The organism is Hymenobacter sp. UYCo722 (assembly GCF_040547115.1).
Taxonomy (GTDB): Bacteria; Bacteroidota; Bacteroidia; order Cytophagales; family Hymenobacteraceae; genus Hymenobacter.
The window spans coordinates 1-17,141 of record NZ_JBEPPC010000008.1 but is presented as its reverse complement, the minus strand read 5'-3'; the positions used below and the strand labels follow the sequence as shown (position 1 = coordinate 17,141).

General features: G+C 64.3%; 15 protein-coding genes. 10 read left to right on the top strand and 5 right to left on the bottom strand.

Translation table 11 applies throughout. The features are described from left to right. The first annotated feature begins 238 nt into the window (after positions 1-238). Both ABIB44_RS16940 and ABIB44_RS16935 read left to right on the top strand, forming a co-directional pair. Entirely contained in the window at positions 239-475 is a 237-nt protein-coding gene (locus ABIB44_RS16940; RefSeq protein WP_354586062.1) for an urease accessory protein UreD, read from the top strand. 82 nt (positions 476-557) lie between these two features. After that, positions 558-818, top strand: coding sequence for a hypothetical protein (locus ABIB44_RS16935; RefSeq protein WP_354585855.1), 261 nt, complete (start codon positions 558-560; stop codon positions 816-818). A gap of 157 nt (positions 819-975) precedes the next feature. Here the strand turns inward: ABIB44_RS16935 and ABIB44_RS16930 are convergent, their stop codons facing one another. After that, positions 976-2,892 (bottom strand): outer membrane beta-barrel protein, encoded by a 1,917-nt coding sequence (locus ABIB44_RS16930; RefSeq protein WP_354585854.1) that lies wholly within the window; start codon positions 2,890-2,892, stop codon positions 976-978. 58 nt (positions 2,893-2,950) lie between these two features. After that, positions 2,951-4,123, bottom strand: coding sequence for a geranylgeranyl reductase family protein (locus ABIB44_RS16925; protein WP_354585853.1), 1,173 nt, complete (start codon positions 4,121-4,123; stop codon positions 2,951-2,953). A gap of 183 nt (positions 4,124-4,306) precedes the next feature. Here ABIB44_RS16925 and ABIB44_RS16920 point away from each other — a divergent pair, with 183 nt between their 5' ends. The 5 genes from ABIB44_RS16920 to ABIB44_RS16900 all read left to right on the top strand — a co-directional run bounded on the left by ABIB44_RS16920 (position 4,307) and on the right by ABIB44_RS16900 (position 9,306). Beyond that, a complete protein-coding gene (locus ABIB44_RS16920) occupies positions 4,307-5,011 on the top strand; it encodes a GAF domain-containing protein (RefSeq protein ID WP_354585852.1) in 705 nt (234 codons plus the stop codon). Positions 5,012-5,207: 196 nt separating this feature from the next. Continuing rightward, positions 5,208-5,918 carry a GAF domain-containing protein gene (locus tag ABIB44_RS16915; RefSeq protein ID WP_354585851.1) on the top strand — a complete coding sequence of 237 codons (711 nt, stop codon included), beginning with the start codon at positions 5,208-5,210 and terminating at the stop codon, positions 5,916-5,918. Positions 5,919-5,972: 54 nt separating this feature from the next. Then, on the top strand, positions 5,973-7,139 hold the full coding sequence (locus ABIB44_RS16910; protein ID WP_354585850.1) for a 1-deoxy-D-xylulose-5-phosphate reductoisomerase: 1,167 nt from the start codon (positions 5,973-5,975) through the stop codon (positions 7,137-7,139). Positions 7,140-7,292: 153 nt separating this feature from the next. Beyond that, positions 7,293-8,639 carry an RIP metalloprotease RseP gene (rseP, locus tag ABIB44_RS16905; protein ID WP_354585849.1) on the top strand — a complete coding sequence of 449 codons (1,347 nt, stop codon included), beginning with the start codon at positions 7,293-7,295 and terminating at the stop codon, positions 8,637-8,639. Between the two features lie 163 nt (positions 8,640-8,802). Then, complete coding sequence (locus ABIB44_RS16900) at positions 8,803-9,306, top strand: DUF6702 family protein (RefSeq protein WP_354585848.1); 504 nt, start codon at positions 8,803-8,805, stop codon at positions 9,304-9,306. A 213-nt stretch (positions 9,307-9,519) separates the two neighbouring features. Here the strand turns inward: ABIB44_RS16900 and ABIB44_RS16895 are convergent, their stop codons facing one another. Together ABIB44_RS16895 and ABIB44_RS16890 are read right to left on the bottom strand one after the other, a co-directional pair. Further along, positions 9,520-10,179, bottom strand: coding sequence for a DUF2461 domain-containing protein (locus ABIB44_RS16895; protein WP_354585847.1), 660 nt, complete (start codon positions 10,177-10,179; stop codon positions 9,520-9,522). A 142-nt stretch (positions 10,180-10,321) separates the two neighbouring features. After that, positions 10,322-12,793, bottom strand: coding sequence for a beta-propeller fold lactonase family protein (locus ABIB44_RS16890; RefSeq protein ID WP_354585846.1), 2,472 nt, complete (start codon positions 12,791-12,793; stop codon positions 10,322-10,324). A gap of 174 nt (positions 12,794-12,967) precedes the next feature. Between ABIB44_RS16890 and ABIB44_RS16885 the strand changes: the two genes are divergently transcribed. The 3 genes from ABIB44_RS16885 to ABIB44_RS16875 all read left to right on the top strand — a co-directional run bounded on the left by ABIB44_RS16885 (position 12,968) and on the right by ABIB44_RS16875 (position 16,246). Beyond that, positions 12,968-13,723 carry a L,D-transpeptidase family protein gene (locus ABIB44_RS16885; protein ID WP_354585845.1) on the top strand — a complete coding sequence of 252 codons (756 nt, stop codon included), beginning with the start codon at positions 12,968-12,970 and terminating at the stop codon, positions 13,721-13,723. Between the two features lie 48 nt (positions 13,724-13,771). Then, entirely contained in the window at positions 13,772-15,070 is a 1,299-nt protein-coding gene (locus tag ABIB44_RS16880; RefSeq protein ID WP_354585844.1) for a glycosyltransferase 87 family protein, read from the top strand. A gap of 87 nt (positions 15,071-15,157) precedes the next feature. After that, positions 15,158-16,246, top strand: coding sequence for a WD40 repeat domain-containing protein (locus ABIB44_RS16875; RefSeq protein ID WP_354585843.1), 1,089 nt, complete (start codon positions 15,158-15,160; stop codon positions 16,244-16,246). Positions 16,247-16,490: 244 nt separating this feature from the next. Here ABIB44_RS16875 and ABIB44_RS16870 read toward each other — a convergent pair whose 3' ends face one another. Beyond that, positions 16,491-16,787, bottom strand: a complete 297-nt coding sequence (locus ABIB44_RS16870; protein ID WP_354585842.1) for a hypothetical protein — start codon at positions 16,785-16,787, stop codon at positions 16,491-16,493. Positions 16,788-17,141 lie beyond the last annotated feature (354 nt).

Sequence of the window (17,141 nt, the reverse complement as noted above, 5' to 3'; positions counted from 1 at the left end):
GTAGCCGCCGCCGGCCCGTTCTTAGCGCCCCGATGCCGACTCACCCCGCTGCCCCGCTCCCGCCCGCTGCGCCTGCTGCCCATGCTTCGGGGCAGCCAATCCCCCCCGTGGCACCCGAATGGAGCACGCTGCGCGTGGCCGTGGGAACCGGGGCGCGGCTCGTGCTCACTACGCAGGCTCGCACCCGGGTTTTCGCTCGGTTGATGGGGCGGGGGCCGAGCAGCACCCCGTGGGCTAACTGGGCGAAAATGCGCTGGCCGTCATCTTCCCCAACCCAGTAGTGCCCCAGGCCGAAAGCCGCTACCACCAAACGCAGGCGTGGCACCTGCTCCCCACATCCCTTCTGCTGCTGGTCGACTGGTTTTGCTCCGGCCGCATGGACCAGGGCGAGCGGTTCGCTTTCACCTCGCTTCACTCGGAGCTGCCGGAGCTGCGCGTTCGGGTGGCCGACCGGCTGGCTGGTGCTTCTGGATAGGTTTGTCTTTAAACTAAGTGAAAACATTGCCACTTCCCCGGCCAATTTCGCGGGGTACCAAGCCTTTTTTTCGTTGTTCTTGGTGGGCAATCCCGACGATACGCGATTCCGGCTTTTGACGGCGATACTGACGCAGCAAAAGATGCCCGGCAGCAGCAGTCCGCATTTCACTATCAACAGCCAGGAGTACGTAGTTTCCGTAACGCAAGCACGGCAAAACGTCTGGGTGCTGCGGGCCGCCGCGCACTGCCGGATGGCCTTGCAACCGCTGGGCAAAGCGATTCTGGCGGTGCTCGCGGATGAGGACTTGCTGGGGTATCATCCGCTGGCGCGGAAGCACTGAGTCGCGTGGTCGTACCTGGAGCAACGCCGCGAGTCCGCTACCTCCCCACCCGGCCTTCCTCGTCGGCGCTGCCGCTGGCGTGGCGGGCGCGGGTTTTGCCGGTCCCGATTTTCCAGGTGAGGGCCAGGGTGAGGCGACGGCTTTCGTACTGGTTGTTTCAGGTGGCGTCGTTGTTGGCGTAGCGGATGATGCCGCGGAACTGGTCGGTGTAGAACAGGTCGCGCAGCTTGAGGCTGAGGGCGGCGCGCTCGTGCCAGAGCTGCTTTTTCAGGCTCACATCGAGCGAGCCGCTGGATTTGGTCACAAACAGACCATAAACGGTAGCCGACTCGTAGCGGCCGCTCACTTGCAGCTTGAGCTGGTGGGGCAGCAAGAAGGTGTGCTCCGAGCTGGCCGACCAGCCGAAGCGGGCCAGCCGCACGGGGCGGCCGGCCACCGGCGTTTCCACTACCGCGTAGGAACCGCCCACCTGGTTATCCATGCTCCAGCCCTTGGTGAGGTCGGTGTGGCCGCCCGAGCTGAGGCTGAGCGTGGTAGCTTGGGCCAGGTTCTGGGGCACGAGGGTGGTGACCTTGGTGTGGTCGTTCTGATACGCCACTTCGTTGATGGCGTCGGTTTCGCGTAGGTAGCTGAGGCTGAACACCTGGAAATCGCGGTGCGTGTAGTTCAGCACCAACGACGTGGACCGCGACGGGGCCAGAAACGGGTTGCCCTGCAGGGCCGTGTAGGCGTCGGTGTAGTCCAGAAACGGGTTCAGGTTCTGGTAGGCGGGCCGGCTGATGCGGCGGCTGCCCGACAGCCCCAGCCGGTCGTGCTCGCCCAGCTTGTAATTGAGAAACAGGCTGGGGAAGAGCTGGAAGTAATTGCGTACCACGCGCTGGCCCGTGGTGGCCGACTCGCCCACCGAGTGCGTGTGCTCGCCCCGCAGGCCGCCCTTCAGCTCCAGCGGGCCGAGGGTGGTACCCAGGCTGAGGTAGGCCGCTGTCACGGTTTCATCGTACCGAAACTGGTTGGTACGGCGTAGGTTGGGCTGCCAGCCATCGGCCCGCAGCGTGTCGAAAGCAATGGCGCTGCGGGTGGTTACCCAGCTGGTTTTGGCCCCCGCCTCGGCCTTCCATTTGGTGCCCGCAAAGGGGTGCACGTAGTCGATTTTCGCAGCCCGGATGCTGACCTGCGACGATTGGTCGCTGCGGAGTTGGCCGGCATCGCGGGCCACGTCGCTCAGCGGGGCGTAGGCCAGGTTGACGAACGACTGGGTTTTGGCCGTGCTGTAGCGCACGTAGTCGGCATCGGCACTAAGCTCGCGGCCGAGGCTGTCGAGGGCGAAGCGGTAGTTCAGGTTCAGGCCTGCGTTGGCGTCGTGGCCGGTGCGCGGGTTGGCCAGGCGGAGGCGGCCGGCGGGGCGGCCGGCCGCGTCGGTGATGGTGGACTCGCTATTGGTGGGAGCATCTTCCGTTTCGGCCCCACCGCGTAGCTGCGCGCCCACGGTGTGGCGCGGGCCGGGGCTGAACTCGGCCCCCGCCGCGTAGCTGAGGCGGTGGCTGAGCGGGTGCCAGTAGTTGACTTGCCGGAACAGGCTGTCGCGGATGCGCCGCTCCACCACCAGCCGGTTGAAGGAGTTGTAGCGCTCGGCGTTGACGCTGCCGAACAGGCGCAGCTTACTCGTATTATAAGCAAGGTTGGTACCGCCCGAGGCTTTTTCGTAGCGCCCGTAGCCCCCGCTCACCGTGCCCGTGCCGCTTAGGCCGGGCAGCTGCCCGCGCCGCAGCCGGATGTTGAGCACGCCCGCCGTCCCGGCCGCATCCATCGAGGCCGGCGGGTTCGGAATCAGCTCGACCTGGCTGATGGCCGAGGCCGGCAGCGATTTGAGGTAGCTGATTAAGGCCCCGCCGGCCATGTACGTAAGCTTGCCGTTGAGCATGATGGTGACGCCCGCGCTGCCCCGGTAGCGGATGTTGTCGTCTTTGTCGAGGGTCACGCCGGGGGCTTTTTTGAGGATTTCGAGGGCGCTTTCCCCGGCTGTATTCAGGCGTTCCACGTTCAGCACGGTGCGGTCGACGAGCTGTTCGAGCACCGGCACTGCCAGTGCTTCACTGACTAGGGAAAGCAGTAGTCGATAGCCGCTCCAACGTCTACCCTATCGCCCGCTGCACCCACGGCTTCAGCCCCGGCACCCGGGCCAGGCGTACGGCCGCGTTCACCAGCCACGCCTTGTTGCTGAGGAAGCGCATGAGGCGGTAGCTTTTGGCCAGCTTCCGGCCGATTTTGTGGGCCACCTGCGCGTCGTATTCGCGCATGAATTCGGCGCTGAAATCCTGCTGGGCGAAGCACGCCGCCGCCTGCGCCCCGGCCAATATGCCGCTTTGAATAGCCGTGTCGATGCCGTGGCCCTGCAAGGGGTCGATGAGCGAAGCCGCGTCGCCGCAGAGCATGAACCGCGCGCCGCTGATAGGGCGCACCCGCCCGCCACCCAGCGGCAGGCCGAAGCCTACGATGGGGCCCAGCGGCCGCGCCCCGGCGAAGCGGCCGGCCAGCTCGGGGTGGGTGGCCAGCACCCGCGTGAGGGTTTGTTTGAGGTCAACTTTGTGCTCGGCCACGATTTCGGCCAGCATACCCAGGCCTACGTTGTAGCGGCCCGCGCCCACCGGAAACAGCCACACGTAGCCGGCGAGGTAATCGCTGCTAAGAAAAAACTCGGTGGTGCCGCTGCTGGCCCCGGCCACGTTCTCGTAATACGCCCGCACGCCCACGCAGTGGTGGGCCCGGGCCAGGCGCGGCTCGGGCAGCAGCCGGCGGCCCACGGCTGAGTTGGCTCCGTCGCAGCCGATGACCAGTTGAGTGGTGATTTCGCGGCCCTCGGTGGTGGTCAGGCGCACGTGGCCGGGCTCGATGGTCAGGGTTTTGAGGCCGGTATTTTCGAGAATTTCAGTGCTTGAATGCTCCCGCACCAGCGCCAGTAGGGCCGCGTCGAAGGTCTCGCGGGGGCTGTTGAAGCTGGGCAGCTGCCATTGCAGCGTGAGGCTGGCCCCGCTGGGTGCTACCAGGCGGGAGTCGCGCACGTCGTCGCGCGGCTGCAGCGGCCAGAGGGCCTCCACGAAGGCGGGGTCGAGCTGGCGCAGGGCCTTGAAGGCCTGCCCGGGAATAGCGTCGCCGCACACTTTGTCGCGCGGGAATTGGGCCTTATCGAGCAGCGCTACGCGCAGGCCGCTTTGGCGCAGGGCCAGGGCACAGGCCGTGCCGGCCGGGCCGGCACCTACGATGGCCACGTCGAAATCGGAAGTAAAAGCTGGCGGAACTGGCAACACGGCCCAAAGGTAGCCGCCCGCGCGGGCATGGCCGAACCGCACTTGTTCATTCCGCCCGGCAGCACATCTTTCGGCCAGGGGATTCGTAATATCAGTCACAATCTATATATTAGGCATCTGCAATGCGTGCTGCCTGCCGGGTCGAATGCCACTGGCCCCGGTACTACCCTACCATTCCCGGCCGTGAATACGCTCCCACCTTTCCTGCTCCCGGCCGACGACCCGGCCCGCCTGCGTGCCCTCGACCGCTACCAACTGCTCGATGCCCGCCGCGAAGCCATTCTCGACGAAGTGGTGGCCACCACCGCCCGGCTATTTCGCGTGCGCAACGCCATGCTGTCCCTCGTGGAAGAAACCACGGTGCTGCTCAAATCGCCCTATCAGCTGCCCGTCGACCTCGAACGCATTCCGCGCCAGCAAAGCATGTGTTCGGCAACCATCTTGCAAAACGATACGGCCGTGTTTGAAGACCTGGAGCACCATAGCGCGCCCGGGGTCGATGTTTCCCTGATTTTGCAGCTGGGCCTGCATTTCTACGCCGGCCACAACCTGCGCACCGCCGACGGCCACAACATTGGCACGCTGTGCCTCTTCGATGGGCCACCGCGCCAGTTTTCGTCGGCCGAGCGCCACCTGCTGGCGCAGCTCGCCGGCCTGGCCATGCACCTGCTGGAGCTGCGCCGCACCCTGGGGCCGCATTCCGGCCTCACGGCCCTGCTCTGGGAAACTATTTACCAGGGCATGGGCGAGCAGCTGGCCCGGCTCACCGCGCTCATCGACCAGGCCGTGCCCGCCAGCGGCATCCTCAGCGCCGCCGTGGCCCAGGAGGCCGGCAGCATTGTGGCGGGCCTCGACCAGCTGGTGGCCGCCACTCTGCGGCGCAAGTAGTCGCGCAACCCCAGCTGCCACCCACTTATTTTTGGGCCTGAATTGGCATCGGTAGCGGTACTTGCCTCGCCGTGCTGGCGCAACCCCGCCCGCCCACCCGAGGTACAAGCAGCCACGGGCCACGCGGTAGTATCGGCATTCTCAATTTAGCCAACCCAGACAATCTACCTTTGCGGACTCTTCTTCGCTAGCTATTTTGACTGACAATTCTACTTCCCTGATACCGACCAACGACGCGGCCCGGTTACACGCCCTCGAAAGCTACCAGCTGCTCGATGCCCGCAGCGAAAAGGTGCTCGATGACGTGGTGGCGGCCACCGCCCGGCTCTTCGGCGCGTCCAACGCCATGCTTTCCATCGTGGAAAAAGACGAAGTGCTGGTGAAAGCCCCCTACAACCTGCCGGTGGCCATCGAGCGCATTCCGCGCGGGCAAAGCCTGTGCTCGGCCACCATTTTGCAGGACGACACGGCCGTGTTCGAAGACCTGAACCAGGCCAGCGCCCCCGGCGTCGATATTTCCCTGCTCCAGCAGCTGGGCCTGAGCTTTTACGCCGGCCACAACCTGCGCACTCCCGACGGCTACAACCTGGGCTCGCTGTGCGTGTACGACGGCCCACCCCGGCAATTCGCCCCCGTCGAGCGCGCCCTGCTCGCCACCCTGGCCAGCCTGGTGATGCGCCTGCTGGAGCTGCGCCGCACCCTGGGCGCGCACGCCGACCGCACCGCCGTGCTCTGGGACCCCGTGTACCGCGCCATCGGCGGGCAATTGGCTCGCCTCACGGCGCTGGCCGAGCGCACGGCCACAGCCTCCAACCCACCCGCCCTCACCGAAGGCGTGGCGGCCGAAGTACGGGTCATTGCCGCCGTGGTCGACCAGTTTGTGGCCGCTACCCTCAAGCGGGTGTAGGCTGCTGAACACCGGGCCGGCGTACTTTTGCGCCGTTTCCGTGTTAGTCGCATTATGCTCGAAGAAAAAAAGGTAAAAACCCTGGCCCTGCTCGGGGCTACGGGCTCCATTGGCACGCAGGCGCTGGAGGTGGTGCGGCAGCAGCCCGGCCGCTTCCGCGTGGCGGTGCTGAGCGCCCAGCGGCAGTGGGAGCTGCTGGCGCAGCAGGCCCGCGAGTTCCGGCCCGCCGTGGTCGTCATCGGCGACCACAGCCTGTACCAGCCCTTAAAAGCCGCCCTGGCCGACCAGCCCGAAACCGAAGTACTGGCCGGCGTAGCTGCCCTGGCCGAGGTAGTGACGCGGCCCGAAATCGACATCGTGCTCACCGCCCTGATGGGCTACGCCGGGCTGCTGCCCACGGTGGCCGCCATCCGGGCTGGTAAGGACATTGCCCTCGCCAACAAGGAAACGCTGGTGGTGGCCGGCGAGCTCATCACCGGCCTCATCAAGCAGCACGGCGTGCGCCTGCTGCCCGTCGACTCCGAGCACTCGGCCATTTTCCAGTGCCTGGTGGGCGAGGAGCAGAACCCGATTGAGAAAATCATCCTCACGGCTTCGGGCGGGCCCTTCCGCGGCCGCACCGCCCAGCAGATGGAAGCCGTGACCAAGGCCCAGGCCCTGAAGCACCCTAACTGGGATATGGGCGCGAAAATCACCATCGACTCGGCCTCGCTCATGAACAAGGGCCTTGAAGTCATCGAAGCCAAGTGGCTGTTCGGCCTCACCAATGAACAGATTGACGTGGTGGTGCACCCGCAAAGCATCGTACACTCGCTGGTGCAGTTCGCCGACGGCTCGCTGAAGGCCCAGCTGGGCCTGCCCGACATGAAACTGCCCATTCAGTACGCGCTGGGCTACCCCGAGCGGCTGGCCAATACCTTCCCACGCTTTTCGTTTCTCGACTACCCCACGCTCACCTTCGAAGCACCCGACCGAGTAGCCTTTCCCAACCTGGAGCTGGCCTTTGGCGCTATGCGGCGGGGCGGCAACGCGCCCTGCGTGCTCAACGCCGCCAATGAGGTAGCTGTGGCCGCATTTTTGCGGGACCAGGTCGGCTTCCGCCAGATGTCGGACCTCGTGGCCGAGTGCCTGGCGCGGATTTCGTACCTTGCAGAGCCATTATTGGCCGATTTGGTAGCAACCGACACGGAAACGCGCCGGCTGGCCGAAACCCTGGTCTGAGCAGTTTTGTCATGCACTGCTGGCTCCGGTCATGCTGAGCTTGCCGAAGCATCTCTACCGCTTCGTTGTTTCAGCATCAATTACTTCGGCACGCGAGATGCTTCGGCAAGCTCAGCATGACGTTCTTTTTACATAACACTTCCCTCGTTTCCCTTGGCTATCCTCACCATGATTGGCCAGCTTGTGCTGGCGCTATCCATCCTTGTTGGCTTGCACGAATTCGGCCATTTCGCCTTCGCCAAGCTTTTTAAAATCCGGGTCGATAAGTTTTACATCTTCTTCGACTTCCTGTTCCCGATGCCCAACGTGGCCAACTTCGCGCTGGTCAAGAAGAAGATTGGCGAAACGGAGTACGGCATCGGCTGGTTTCCGCTGGGCGGCTACGTGCAGATTCACGGCATGATTGACGAGACCCAGGACGCCAACGCCCTAGCCGGCCCGCCGCAGCCCGACGAGTTTCGCGGCAAGCCGGCCTGGCAGCGCCTGCTGGTGATGCTCGGCGGCATCATCATGAACGTGCTGCTGGGCATCGTCATTTTCACGGCCATGACTTCGTACTACGGCGAAACCTACCTGCCGGCCTCGGCCGTGAAATACGGCGTGCTGCCCAACGGCCTGGCCCGCCAGGTCGGCTTCCAGACCGGCGACAAGGTGGTGAAAATTAACGGCCGCCCGTTCAAGGATTTCGACGACATCTACCAGCCCGACGTACTGCTCGGCGACAACACCTACTTCACCGTGGAGCGCGGCAGCCAGCTGGCCGACGTGAAGCTGCCCGCCAATTTCCTCGACCTTTCCAGCAAGCAAACCGAGGACAGCGTGCTGCTGCGCCCGCGCGAAACTTTCGCCGTGGACCGCGTGACGCCCGGTGGCAACGCCTCCAAAGCGGGCCTGCTGGCCGGCGATGGCATCACGACGGTCGCGGGTCAGCCCGTGCACTTCTTCGATGAGCTGCAGGGCGCGCTGCTGGCCAACAAAGGCAAAACCATACCCGTGGTGGTGCAGCGCACCGGCGCGGCCGAGCCCCTGACGCTGAGCATTCCGGTAGACGCCGACGGCCGCATCGGCTTCGAGCGCAAGTCGACGCTCAACATCGGCACGCGCAATTACTCGCTGGCCGAGGCGCTGCCGCGCGGAGCTAAAAAAGCCTTCTCCATTGTGTGGGTGCAGGCCCGGGCCTTCGGCAAAATCTTCACCGGCAAGGCGTCGGCCAAAAATCTCGGCGGCCCGGTCGAGATTGCCCAGCAGTTTGGCGGCGTCTGGGACTGGCAGCACTTCTGGGGCCTGGCCGGCATCCTGAGCATGGTGCTCGCCTTCATGAACCTGCTGCCCGTGCCGGCTCTCGACGGCGGCCACGTCGTGTTCCTGCTCTACGAAATGATTTTGCGCCGCAAGCCTTCCGATGCCTTCCTCGAAGGTGCCCAGCGCGTGGGTACAGTGCTGATTCTGGCCCTGATGGCCTACGTCATCGTCATCAAGCAGGTGCTGAAGTTCTTCTAGAATTTTGATTGGTTGCATAAAAAGAACGTCATGCTGAGCTTGTCGAAGCATCTCTACCGCAGCAGTAATCCTATCGATTGGATTGCGTTGTGCGGTAGAGATGCTTCGGCTTCGCTCAGCATGACGTTCTCGGTTGTTTCTTCTCTCCCATAATCTCCTCCATATGCGCCTCCTCGCCCCGTTCGCCGCCGCGCTACTGCTGTTTCCGTTGGCGGGGGCGCGGCCGGCGCGCCATTCCTATCACTCCACCCTCACGGAGCTGCGCTACAACTCCGCCAAAAAGCAGCTGGAGCTATCGGTGAAGGTGTTTACGGATGATTTCGAAAAGGCGCTTTCGCAGGGCCAGTCCAAAACCGTGAGCCTGACCGAGCCCGGCCCACGCCCATTGGTGCTGGCTGATGCTTATTTCCAGCGCACCCTGCAAATCAGCACCGTGGCCGGGGCCCGGCTGCCGCTGCAGGTACTGGGCATGCAAGCCGAAGCCGACGGCTACTGGTTTTACTGCAAGGTGCCGCTGCCGGGACCGGTAGCCGGCATTAAGCTGCGCCAAGCCGTGCTCATCGACGCCTTTGCTGATGAGATGAATATCGTAAACGTGGAGGCCAATGGCCAGAAGCAGAGTGCGTTATTCCGCGCCGGCCACGAGGAGGAAGTAGTGAAGTGGTAGCGCTTTATAAAGTTAAAAGGTGAGGATTAAGAGTTAAGTACTCACGCCTAAGTAAGCACACAGTAAAAAGGCCGTCATGCTGAGCTTGTCGAAGCATCTCTACTGCTTCGTTGAACGGCTCATGCGAAGCGGTAGAGATGCTTCGACAAGCTCAGCATGACGGCCTTTTTCGCCACGTTCACTTTTGCGTGAGAACTTAACTGTTTTTCTACCCTACACCGCGCTCCGCAGGAACTGGCAGAAGGGCACCATCGCGGCAAACACCTCCGGCACGTAGGCCCGGAAATCGGCGTGGCTTAGCACGTCCGCATCGCTCATCGGGTGGCTGGCGACGAAGCTTTTGTGCTTGAGCAGCTCGATTTCTGGATGGTCGACGGAATAGGCGGCGGGCGACTTCTTGAGTTTGTCGCCGCTCATGCCCCTGAAGTAGCGCTGGAAATCCGGCGCGGCGATGATGGCTTTCAGGTCGGCGGCGTTGTAATCGATTTCCTGGCGGATGGCGGCCAGCTGGTCTTTGTCGGGCATGTACCGGCCGCCGCCAATGAGCGTGTTGCCATTCGGCCCCACCTGCACGTAGTAGCCGGGTGTTTCAATGTCCTTGCCGCTGGCCGTGAAATAGGCCGAAAAGTGCGTCTTATACGGGTCCTTGTTGTTGCTGAACCGCACGTCGCGGTAGATGCGGAAGATGCTTTTGCGGCCCAGCGGCCCGGCCAGCGCGGGGTCGAGCTTCTGCAGCTCCTGAAACCAGAACTCCGCGTCTTCCTCAAACTGCTTGCGGAGCTGGTCGTAGGTGGGCTTGCGCTCCTGAAACCAGGCGCGGTCGTTGTGCTTGGTGAGGCTGGTGAGGAAGGTAAAAAGGGGCTTGAGCTGCATGGGAGGGTGGTGGAATGCGGAATTTGGGTATAAGTCAGAACGGTCATACTGAGCGCAGCGCAGTCGAAGCATTTCTACCGTAATAGTAAATGATTACTTGAGCAGTAGAGATGCTTCGGCTGCGCTCAGCATGACGTCCGCTTCAATCCTCCTCGCCTTCTTCCTCCTTCTCCCCTTTCACGCCGCGCACGGCGGCGCTGCGGCGGGGGGCGGGCATGCGGCTGTGCTCGCCGCGCACGGCCTGCCAGATGTTTTCGTTGAAGGCCAGGTCGGGGGCGGCATCTTCGCGGCTCATATCGAAGCGTTCGGCGCGGCGGGCGGGCGCGTTGTAGGCGGTGTTGCGCACGTCCTGCGGGGTGGTGGCGGGGCGCAGGGCGTAGGCCCGGAAATCGGGCTTGGCGGTGAAGCAGGCCCAGAGCGGCGGCGCGGCGGCGTCGTACTGGCTCATGGGCGGCAGGCCCAGAATGAGTTCCAGCGTGCGCAGCATCCCGGACGTGGTGTAGGCCGTGTGCACCACCGCGTGGCGGCGGATGTAGGGCCCAACCAGGTAGGCCGTAGAGCGGTGCGCGTCAATGTGGTCGGGGCCGTTCTGGGCATCGTCTTCCACTATCATCACCACCGATTCTTTCCAGACGGCACTCTTGGAAAGGTGCTCAATCAGGCGGCCCAGGGCCAGGTCGTTGTCGGCCACGTAGCTCAGGGGGCTGAGCTCGCCTTTGCGCGCGCCAAAAGTATGGTCGTTGGGCAGGCGGATGATGCTGAGGTCGGGCAGCTTACCGGCGGCCACGAGTTGGTCGAAATCCTGCTCCCAGATGCGTTCGCGGTCCACATCTTTCACTTTTAAATCGAAGCCGGGGTAATCCGGGCAGAAGTGGCCCTCGATGGCCGGCACCGTGGCTTTGCCCTTAAACACGAATTCGCCGTAGCTGCGGTAGCTGCGGCCGGCGCGGCGGCAGTAGTCCCACAGGAAGCCGTCCTTGGGCTCGGCCACTTCGCCCCGGCCGCCCTCGAAGTCGTATTCGCCGCCCCGACGGCTGTAGTTGGCGGGCCAGCTTTTTTCCACGAAATCGGTGGCGTAGGCGGCCATGCTCCAATTGTGGCCGTCGGCACTTACCTCGGCATCGACGTAAAAATTATCGAGCAGCACAAACTCCCGCGTGAGGGCGTGGTGGTTGGGCGTCACTTTTTCGGGGAAGAGGCAGAGGCTGGCATCGCCGTTGCCGGCCGGCACGTCGCCCAGCACCTGGTCGTACGTACGGTTTTCCTTGATGATGTAGAAAACGTGCTTGATGGGCGAGGCCCCGCCCACCCGCTGGGGCACGGGGCTGCCGGCGGGCACCTCGGGCGCGGCCTCGCGGGTTTTGCTGAAGGGCGTGTTGGCGTATACCTGGGCCGAATAGGCCGCCAGCGCCGGCGCATCAGGCAGCGGCAGGCGCGAAAGGCTACCCGGCAGCAGCCCGCCGATGTAGCCCTTGCCCACCTCGCCCACGTCGCGGCCGGGGTTGGGGCCGTTGGGGTTGGCGCGCGAGGTGGTGCCTTTGCCGTTGGCCACCAACAGCTGGCCGCCGGCCACGCGCACCGCCGTGGGGTACCAGCCGGTGGGCACGAAGCCCAGCGGCCGGCTGGTGGCCGGGTCGCGCACGTCGAACACGGCTAGGCAGTTGTTGTCGGCGTTGGCAATAAAGAGTTGGCCATCGTCGGCGCTCAGGGCGAGGCCGTCGGGGGTGCTGCCAGTGGGCGAAGCCGGAAACAAGGCGGTGTTGAGCGTTTCGGTGACGCGGCCGGCGCGGGTGTCAATCACGGAAACTGAGTTGCTGTTGGCGTTGGCCACGAACAGGCGGCGGCCGTCGCGGGTCAGGGCCAGGTCGTTGGGGTGGCTTTCGACGGGGATGCTAGCCAGCAGCAGCAGCTTTTCGGTGTCATAAACCGCCACCGCGTGGCCGCCCCACAGGCTGATGTAGAGGCGCGCCCCGTCGGGACTGAGCTGGGCGTCGTAGGCCTCGGCCGGCAGCTTGAGGGTGCGCAGAATCTTCCGCGTTTTCAGGTCGAAGGTGTAGAGCGAATTGTCTTCTCGGGTAACGGCGTAGAGCACCTGGCGGCGGCCATCGACGACGAGGCCGGCCACGCCGATTTTCTGCTTCGGCCACTTATCGCCCAGCACCAGGGCACTGTCGGGCTGCAGCTTTTGGCCCTCGATACGGAAGCTATAAATGCGGTTGTGGTGCCCGCCCGAGGCGTAGAGCGAGCGGCCGTCGGGGGCGAAGGCCAGGCCGGCCCAAGTGGCCGGCACCACGCGGGTGTCGAGCACCCGGCCGGTAGCGGCGTCGAGTAGCTGCACCGAGTTTTCGCCCCAGCCGCCGTTCGTAACGGCCGCCAGGCGGCCATCGGGGCTGGTTTCCAGGCTCAGGGGCAGGTCGCCGAGCGGGGTGGTGGTGCCAGCCGGGCTCAGCTTCCAGCCGTTGGGCAGCTGGGTTTGGGTAGTGCCGGCGATGGGGCCGGGCAGCACGCCGGGCGCTTCAGCGGCGGGCTGGGAGCTGGGGTTGCCCGAGCAGCTAAGCAACGTGAGCAGCGGCAGGAACAGGGCTAGGCGGGAGTATATCGGCGAAAAAAGCATGGGAACGGCGGCGGCAGTTATCGGGCGGGGCAGCACCCGGCGCGCCACACGCGAAGGTAACGGCTACTCGCGGCCGCGGCGATAATCATAGCATGCCGGGGAGGCGCGGCCGCTAAAATATAAATTCCCGAATACCGTTGTAGCTGCATTCCTCACCCTTTCGGAAAGTGCCCCATGCTGCGTCGGTTGTCGTGCTACCTCTTGTTGCTGTTTCCCGGGTGCCCGCTGCTGGCGCAGTCGTGCACCGTTCCCGCTCCGGTGGATAGCAGCGCGGCCTTTTGGCGGCAGCAGTTGCGGTTCCCAAGGGTGCGGGCGGCGCAGGCTACGGCCGGGCCGGTGGTAGCCGCCCGCCTACGCGCCCGCTCCCTCGATTCCAACCGGCTCGAAGTCCTGTTCCGTCTCCTAAAAACCCACCGCGAGCTGGAGGTGTGGGCGCGCAACCGCGACGGTGGCGGGCCCTTCGAGCTGCTGCACGCCTACCCGCTGGCGGCCACCTCGGGCACGCTCGGCCCCAAGCGCCGGGCCGGCGATGGCCAGGTGCCGGAGGGCTTCTACGAAATCGACCGCTTCAACCCCAGCAGCAATTTCCACCTTTCGCTCGGCCTCAACTACCCCACCGCCGCCGAGCGAGCCCGGGGCGAGCCCGACCCCGGCGGCGACATTTTCATCCACGGCGGCAAAGTCACCATCGGCTGCCTGCCCATCACCGACGCGGGCATCGAGGAAGTGTACCTGCTGGCGGTGCTGGCCCGCGCGGCCGGGCAACAGAGTATTCCAGTGCACATTTTCCCTTTCCCGATTACCAATGAAGAGCTGGCGAAACGGGCCGGTAGCCCCCATCTGGCGTATTGGCGCGAGCTGCAGCCGGGCTACGCGTATTTTGAAAAAACCCACAAAGTAACCGGGCCGGGCACGGTGGCCGCGCAGTAGCGTGCAGCAATGGCGGCCTGCTACTGCGCGCGCTACTACCTTGCCGCCGTGCCGCGCCTGCTCCTGCTGTTTCTGCTTCTGATTGCCGCTTTCCACGCCAGCCGCGTGCTGCGCGAGCCTCGGCCCGGACCCGACCGGCCCATGGATTTCCGCACCTGCTACGTGGGGCAGGACGTGCTGCGCCACGGCCAGAACCCCTACGACGATGCCACCCTGAAAGCCGGCTGGCAGCGCATCACCCAGCGCGACCACCTGCGCAGCCGCACCGAGCCGGGCCTACCCAACCTGCCGTTTCTGTACCCGCCGTGGGCGGCGGCGCTGTTCGGAGTATCCATCGGCCAGCTGCCGTATGCCGTCGCGTGGCCGCTCTGGTACGCCCTGGCGCTGCTGAGCCTGGGGCTGCTGGCAGCCCTGTGGCCGCGCGTGCTTCGGGCCGGAAATGCGCCGGAGGTACCGTGGTGGACATACATGCTAGTCGCGCTGGCGCTGAAGGGCACGGTGCCGGCCCTGCTCGCGGGGCAGCCCACGTTTGCGGCGCTGGCGCTGGGCGCGGGGGCGCTGGCCGTGGCGGGCGGCGCGCCGAACTGCGGTGCCGGGGCCGTTGCGGGTGAACGCAGGCGGCATTGGCTACGGCCCGCGCTGGCGGGCCTGCTGCTGGGGCTGGCCGCGTTCAAAGTCACGCTGCTACTGCCTTTTGCGGCGTGGTTTATCTGGAGGAAGCAGTGGCGGGCGCTGGCAGTAGCCGCCGCCGTGGTGGCGCTGCTGAGTGCACTGGCCTGGCACTGGGCGGCGTTTCCAACCAATTTGCTGCCCACCTACCAGCACCTGCTGGCCCAGGTGCGCGCCCAGTCGTTCGACCCCACCGACCCTGACTACCCCCTCACCCAAGGCCTGACCCTGCGCCTGGAGCTGGGCAACGTGCTGGAATGGCTGCGGCCCGGCAGCAGCACCTGGCACCCGTGGCTGCACGGGGCGCTGTGGCTGGCGGCGCTGGCGCGCCTGGCCTGGCGGCGGCGGCAAGGCCAGCGGCTGGCCGGTTGGTACCTGTTTCTGGTGGTAAGTGCGCTCACGCTGCTTACCACCTACCACTTGTACTACGATGCCGTGCTGCTGCTGCCGCTGCTGGCGTTTGCGCGGCTCCTGACCCGGCGTGAGCAAGGGCTGCTGCTGCTCGCGCTGCTGCCGCTACTGCTGCCGCTCAACGGCATCGCGCTGGCGCTGGGCAACCCGGCGGGGCTGCATTTCCTTTATTTCCTGCCGCCGCTGGGGCTGCTGGGGGTGCTGGCGCTACTGCTGGCACGGCCGGTGGCGGTTAAAGCCCGTCATGCTGAGCTTGCCGAAGCATGACGGGCTGCATCATGACCTTACTACCCCCACGCACCACCCGGCACGGTTTTTTCGTTACCCGCCACATCACCCGCTTTGCTGACCCATATGAAACGCCTTTTTCTTGTTCTGCTGCCGCTGCTGCTCACCGTAGCAGCCCGCGCCCAGCGCCCTACTGATATCTGGTATTTCGGCCAGCAGGCCGGCCTGAGCTTTGCTGATGGCGCGCCCAAACCGCTGAACGACGGCAAGATGAGCACCTTCGAGGGCTGCGCGGTAGCCACTACCGGCAAGGGCGAACTGCTCTTCTACACCAACGGCGAAACCGTGTGGAACCGCCAGCACCGGCCCATGCCCAACGGCGTGCACCTGATGGGCAGCGGCAGCAGCACCCAGTCGGCCCTCATCGTGCCCGACCCCGGCTCGGGCAATATCTTCTACATTTTCACGGTGGCCCCGCAGGGCACGCCCAACGGCCTGCGCTACTCCATTGTCGACATGACCCGGGCCGACGGCCTCGGCGACCTGCCCCGGGTGAACATGCTGCTCATTCAGCCGGTGGCCGAGAAGCTGGCCGCCGTGCGCCACACCAATGGCAAGGACGTCTGGATTGTGGCCCACCGCTGGAATTCCAACGCCTTCGTGAGCTACCTGCTCACGGCCGACGGTGTGGCCGGCAAGCCCCTGATGAGCAACGTGGGCAGCATGAACGCCGGCCCCGGCCGCAACGCCATCGGCGCGCTCAAATTCTCGCCCGATGGCCGCCACCTGGCCGCCGCCCTCTGGCGCGAAACCAACCGTTTCGAACTGTATGATTTCGACCGCAGCACCGGCAAAGTGAGCAACCCCAGCAGCTTCGGCCCTTTCGCCGAGGCGTATGGCGTCGAGTTTTCGCCCGATGGCAGCAAGCTGTATGGCACCTGCAACGGCGTGGGCGGCGGCGAAACCCAAATCTGGCAGTTCGACCTCAAAACCAAAGCCAAGACCCTGGTGGGCAAGTCGGCCAACCGCAAAATCGGCGCGCTCCAGCTCGGGCCCGACGGCCGCATCTACGTGGCCCGCGAAGACAACCCCAACCTCGGCATCATCGAGCAGCCCAACGCCCTGGGCAAGGATTGTAAGTACACCGACGAAGGCCTGAAATTAGGTGGCCGCCGCAGCAAGCTCGGCCTGCCGGCGTTTGTGGTGAACCCGTAACCGTGAGTGCGGACAGGTGATGATGCTATCTCGACTAGCCGCTCCAGACCGACCTCACCGATTAAATTTCAGGGTTAATAAGTCACCTTTTTGCTCAAATCCCACCCGCATCAGGAGTTCACGAAACTCGTCCCCTCGGCACGTTTCGTAAACGAGGAATCGTAGACGGGTTTCTTAAACTCGTACCGCGCTGCAGCACCCTACTGGCACCGACCAGCTGCGAGGAGTTTGCGGAAAGGAGCGTTTAGCTACTAACTTTTGGCGGAAGCGTGAACCACGTGAACATCATTATCAGCACGGCCAGCAGGAGCCACGAAAACCATACTTCAACCATCACAATGCCAGCGTGTCCCACCTCCAAATAAATTTGCTGTCCCACCAACTGCTGGTTGGACCTATTCATCAATTCAGCTAATCCATAGACTAGCAGCAGGTACACAGGAACCCATACGAGTCGGGCACGTCTTCGCTGCAGAAGCACATAGGCAAGCGAGAGCGCCAGAAACAGAATGTAAAAAGCTGTGATAAATAGGGCTAACATGGGCTAGAGATTCAGTCAAACCGCCCGTGAAAGTAAGGAGCGTGGTTTAGCGAAACGGTCGAGCCGTAAACGGTCCGACTTGCAAAACGAGCAATTTTATAAACGTCGCGCCGTTTTCGACCGATAAATAAACACGTTCAATCCCTATGCATCCGACGGCAACTGCTTCCCCACTGGCACGATGGCTGTTGCGGTGTGCTTCGGTATCAACCGCATACGTCTTGGTGTGCGCCGCTTTTGGCTACTGGTACTACCTGACTTATGGGCAGTGGCCTCGTGGGGATTCGCGCCCTACCGTGCAGGAAGTACATTTTCCGGTGCTCGAAGCTGCGGTATTGTGCCTGTTGATGGCCC